Source organism: Rhodopirellula maiorica SM1 (genome assembly GCF_000346295.1).
Classification (GTDB): Bacteria; Planctomycetota; Planctomycetia; order Pirellulales; family Pirellulaceae; genus Novipirellula; species Novipirellula maiorica.
This window is the reverse complement of the sequence record NZ_ANOG01000651.1, coordinates 1-4,826: the sequence shown is the minus strand read 5'-3', so window position 1 is coordinate 4,826 and position 4,826 is coordinate 1. Positions and strand designations below refer to the sequence as shown.

Sequence of the window (4,826 nt, the reverse complement as noted above, 5' to 3'; positions counted from 1 at the left end):
GCGTTCAGTGAAAGGGCAAACCGACAGCGTTTGCGACTGAGAAAGTTCGATTGATAGGAGAGGATCTGATGCGTGTCGTAATCGTGGTAGTCGTGTTAGTGTTGATCATGGTTCTAGTGGGCTGGCTGCGACTAAGTTCCCCCGAGGGTAACCCGACGATCCAAGTCGATACCGACAAAGTAAAAGAGGATACATCCACACTGGTCGAAAAGTCGAAACAAGTCGTCGACCAAGCCGCAGAGAAAGTGGACGCGAGCATCGACCGCGAACCGGGCGAAATTGAACCGGGCGAAATTGAACCGGTTGAACCCGAACCGACAGCGCAGTAGAGGCATCCGCGGATCGCCGCGTCCTATCACGGTGCATCCAATCGCGCCGCACCTATCGCGCCGCGTCCAAACGCGCCGATTGGGGTTTCGTCGGCTGCGGAGACGTGCTAACAAGCCCCCCCGTTCACACCATCTTGCGAACGTCGGATGCAAATGTGGGAAAGACAAACAGCGTTGATTTGACATCGCTTGCGGTCAATCCGAACTTCATCGCCATTGCAAACAGATTGATCGTCTCTTCGGCTGCAGGCCCCAACAGGTGAGCGCCGAGGATCAAATCGGTCTTTTTATCGATCAGAATCTTGTAGCCCGCACATCGCTGGCCCGACTTGCGAACGGAGCCCCATGTCGAGGTGTCTTCGTGATGAACATCCACTTCATGACATTGCCGTGCGTCGGCCTCGGACATTCCCACGGACGCGATCGAGGGAACCGTGAACGCGACTCGCGGGATGACGTCATAGTTGGGTTGTTCCATCGATTGCGAAGCGAACAAATTTTTCACTGCGACCCGCGCTTCTTCATTGGCCGTGGGTGTCAATCGCGGTTTACCGGTATCCGCGCAATCGCCTGCAGCGAACACCCGTGGGTTCGTGACGCTACGCAAAAAGCCATCCACCTTAATGCCCTTCTCACCGAATTGGACTTCGCCCGTGTGCAAATCAAGTCGATCAATGTTCGGAACGCGTCCAGCACCGTGAATCACTAAATCGGCGTCGACGGAATCGGTTTGATCGGTTTTCTTGTAGTTCACGATCAAGGGTACATCACGGCGTTGTTCAATCCCAGTGACTTCACATTGTGTATGAATGTCGATCCCGTGCTCCGCGCAATAGCTGCTCAATTGTGAAACGAGGTCCGGGTCAAAGGAGCTCAATATTTGATCGCCGTGCTGTAAAACGGTAACCTGTGCTCCGTAGCGAGCCACGACACAGGCAAATTCCATTGAAATGTACCCACCGCCAATGAACACCACGCGTTTAGGAATCTCGGACAATTCAAGAAAATCGTCGCTTTGAAGCACATGTGCCTCGCCGGGGATACCAAGAGTCCGAGGCCGTGCACCGGCACCGATGAAGAACCGCTCGGACGTCAGCGTGTGATCGCCGACACGAATCGCGTCTGGCGAGGTAAACGAAGCCGTTCCGGAAAAGGTTTCGATCCCTTTTTCTTGATACGACGCCTCACTTTTTTCAACAACCGGATCAGTGAACGATTTTTTGAATTGCAGCAGTTGCTGCCAATCGATTCTGATTTGCTCATAATCGACAAGCTTCCCGCGACCGCCGACGACACGATCCACCAGATCCGCCGCATTGACGTATACCTTTTTAGGGTTGCAGCCACGCAGGGCACACGTGCCACCAAATTCACGCTCTTCGATTACGGCCACTCGTTTTCCGTTGGCGCGTGATTTTTTGGCGACGGTCGAAGCGGACGGCCCTGTGCCGATTACGATTAGGTCAAAGTGATTTTTACTCATGGCAGCTGAATATCCAAGCCATGATTAAAACGATTGGTGAAGTTTGCCAATGCCACGGTCGCCGCAAGAGTCACCAGCTGTTTTTCGTCCAAGAACTCTTTTAGCTTTGTCACGGTTGCCGGATCGACCTGAGCCGTCTTGGTAAGCTGTTCGGCATACAACAACACCGCCTTTTCTTGATCGTCAAACGCTTCGCTGGTGTCGTAGCTGTCAATATCTTTGATCTGGGCATCCGATGCACCCGCCTTCTGCGCTGCTTGCTTGTGATAGTGCGAACAATATTCGCATCCGTTGACCTGCGATGCCTTGAAGTACGCGAGTTCGCGAAGTTTGCCTGGCAGATCGTTTTGAATCCCATCGTTGACCTGGGTGACCCCACCGAGGACGTCAGGCTGATAGGCCAGCGTATTAAAAATGTTCAGCGACTGACCAAACTTTTTCTCGATCGCTTTTAAGATAGGCTGTGAATCCGCAGGCGCACTGGATTGATCGAGCGGCTTAACATGTGGCATGGGTGGTCCCTAGTGAGTAGCAATTCAAACGAGTAAACCGACAGAGTTCAGCCCGTCGACGTTGCTAAGCAGGGCAATTGATGTGCCAAGAATTCCGATTGGCTAACGTCCCCATTCGATCGATTCCGCATCGCGAGATTGTTCGCCAGGGCACCAGCCTGACACCCAAACGGCCAGGGCTGACTCATTGTCCACAGGTGTCGGTGGAAGCTGATTGTTGTCAGCCAAGGTGGGAGAGCGCTGCCGGAGTACGGATCATGCATATGCGTTTCCGCCCTAACGAGCAGCGCGAGTGATTAGGTTTCCGCAGAGGCAGAAACATCACGGCGTGCTTGCAAGCAACCAAGCCACTTCTCCATCTTGGCTCCTGACTTAGCCGACAATTCCAAAATTTCCATTTCTGGACGGACCGCGTGAATGTTCTTGCGGGCTGTTTCAGCATCAAACTCGACCAAGTCGGCCAAATCCATTTTGCTGATCACTGCGATGTCGGCGGTGTTGAAAATGGTGGGATATTTGAGCGGTTTGTCCTCACCCTCAGTGGTGGAAAACAACACCAGACGAAGATCTTCGCCCAAGTCATAGGTCGCAGGACAGACAAGGTTTCCGACGTTCTCGACAAACAAATAATCGAGCTGGTCGAGCTGCCAACCCGCCAGTGCCTTTTCCAACATTTCCGCTTCCAAATGACAAACCGTGCCGGTGGTAATTTGCCGCACGGGCACTCCGGAACGCGAAAGTCTTGCTGCATCGTTTTCGGTCGCAAGATCACCGACCAGCGCTGCCACGCGATAGTCACGTTGACGCATCATCGTCAGTGTCCGCTCGAGGAACAGGGTTTTACCCGAACCGGGGCTCGAAACCAAACTGACGACAAACACGCCGTTGTCGTGAAAACGTTGCCGTAGCCGCCGCGCTGCGACATCGTTTTGCTTTAGTATTTTGGTGCGAACTTGCACCAGCCTCGTGGCGACCGCAACCGGTTGTGGATCGATGGGCGGATCCGTCATTGCCTTATCTCCAGAGGCTCCAATTCTACCGCGACCACGTCCAATTCATCGCCTTGTGTGATTTCAGCCGAGACTGTTCGACAAACACTGCAACACAGGCACTGAATCGAATCCGCCAATCGTTCACACTGGCATTTTGGACAACGCACTTTCACCGGTAGGTCTTCGATCATTAATTTCGCATTGGCCAGCACCGTATCTTCTTTCGCAATCGTAAACGCCGATAGCAATGCGTCGATCACCACTCCCGACATGCGGCCAATCTTTAAGTGCACCGCGATCACCCGGGCGTCATCGTGTGTGCGAGACGTTTCCGCCGCGATATCGATGATGCTCATGGCGATGGACAATTCGTGCATGGATCAAAGCTCAAATGAATCTTGCGTCTTCCATTTGCGGGCGCCAAAACCAAGCGGATTGGCAACCGAGTATCGTGATCTGATTCATCCGGTGGACGGCGGCAGATCTCCCCCGGACGCCTAGCTGGGATCCAGGGGTTCCACTTCTTCGAGATGGTAAAAGAAGCGATGCCCAGGCGGATGCGTCACTTCAGAATCACGTCCATGCTCGCGGTCCACCACGACGGCAAGATGCACTTTGTTTTCACTGTCTTGCTCGATGTCTTCAATGATTGCAATCTTGCCGGCCATGACAAAGTCCTTATTGTCGCTGCCGTTTTTTGGCCACACGCGAACACGATCGCCCACATGCAGATCGCGTCCACAAAAGCTAACACACTTAGGGTGGGGCCGACCTTCGAGTCGGTTCCAATCTTCTTCTTTCATCACATTAGCCTCAAAATATATGGGTAAGATAAAGATCCAAACTGCCTAATTCATATTTTAGTGAAGCGTCATCCTTGTCGACGTTTTCTCGACTCGCATCACACTGGAAACGCTGCTCCCGAGCAATGCATTTTTTTAGTTTCCAAGCAACCGAGGCCACGTCGATCCAAAAGTCCGAATGCTGTTTTCTCGTTTATAACCCTGAGACGAATCCATTGCACCGTGTTACAAATGGTTTCACTCGGATTTTAAGAAATAATGCTCCAACCTCGATCTTCCGCTCTCATGCGATTCGGGTCAACAAATCCTTGGTAATTGCTCTCCTGCCAACATTGTCACCACGCGTTGGCCACCGATCCGAGTCCGCATCACGACCATTGCGGGATGTTCGGAAACGACCTTCCCAATCACCGCCGCATTTTTGCCCAGCGGATGCTGCTTCATCACTCTCAAAAGAGTCTGACAATCGGTTTCGGGGACCACCACAATCAGTTTCCCTTCATTAGCCACATACATAGGATCCAACCCCAGCATCTCACATGCCGCATGCACCTCGGGTCGCACCGGAATGGATGCTTCGTCAAGTGAGACCCCCACTTGGGATGCCGCCGCCAATTCGTTCAGTGTGCTCGAGACGCCGCCGCGAGTGGGATCACGCATCAAGCGGATTGAAGGACACGCGGCCAACATTGCTTGCGTTAAACCAT

At 52.9% G+C, this 4,826-nt stretch carries 7 protein-coding genes; 1 reads left to right on the top strand and 6 read right to left on the bottom strand.

Annotation, left to right across the window (positions count from 1 at the left end):
• Positions 1-68 precede the first annotated feature (68 nt).
• Positions 69-329: a hypothetical protein gene (locus tag RMSM_RS20905; RefSeq protein ID WP_008700809.1), complete on the top strand. Its 261-nt coding sequence runs from the start codon at positions 69-71 to the stop codon at positions 327-329.
• A 124-nt stretch (positions 330-453) separates the two neighbouring features.
• Here the strand turns inward: RMSM_RS20905 and RMSM_RS20900 are convergent, their stop codons facing one another.
• The 6 genes from RMSM_RS20900 to RMSM_RS20875 form a co-directional block, all read right to left on the bottom strand.
• Positions 454-1,812 (bottom strand): dihydrolipoyl dehydrogenase family protein, encoded by a 1,359-nt coding sequence (locus tag RMSM_RS20900; RefSeq protein WP_008700808.1) that lies wholly within the window; start codon positions 1,810-1,812, stop codon positions 454-456.
• Positions 1,809-2,324, bottom strand: coding sequence for a carboxymuconolactone decarboxylase family protein (locus tag RMSM_RS20895; RefSeq protein ID WP_008700806.1), 516 nt, complete (start codon positions 2,322-2,324; stop codon positions 1,809-1,811). Before RMSM_RS20895 ends, RMSM_RS20900 begins: the two co-directional genes overlap by 4 nt.
• Before the next feature lie 296 nt (positions 2,325-2,620).
• On the bottom strand, positions 2,621-3,334 hold the full coding sequence (hypB, locus tag RMSM_RS20890; RefSeq protein WP_008700801.1) for a hydrogenase nickel incorporation protein HypB: 714 nt from the start codon (positions 3,332-3,334) through the stop codon (positions 2,621-2,623).
• The gene (locus RMSM_RS20885; protein ID WP_008700798.1) at positions 3,331-3,693 is read right to left on the bottom strand and encodes a hydrogenase maturation nickel metallochaperone HypA/HybF; all 363 of its coding nucleotides are present in this window, start codon (positions 3,691-3,693) and stop codon (positions 3,331-3,333) included. Before RMSM_RS20885 ends, hypB begins: the two co-directional genes overlap by 4 nt.
• 120 nt (positions 3,694-3,813) lie before the next feature.
• Positions 3,814-4,119, bottom strand: coding sequence for a hypothetical protein (locus RMSM_RS20880; protein WP_008700796.1), 306 nt, complete (start codon positions 4,117-4,119; stop codon positions 3,814-3,816).
• A 297-nt stretch (positions 4,120-4,416) separates the two neighbouring features.
• The coding region (locus RMSM_RS20875) for a HypE family hydrogenase expression/formation protein (RefSeq protein WP_040768652.1) at positions 4,417-4,826 on the bottom strand (410 nt) is incomplete at its 5' end.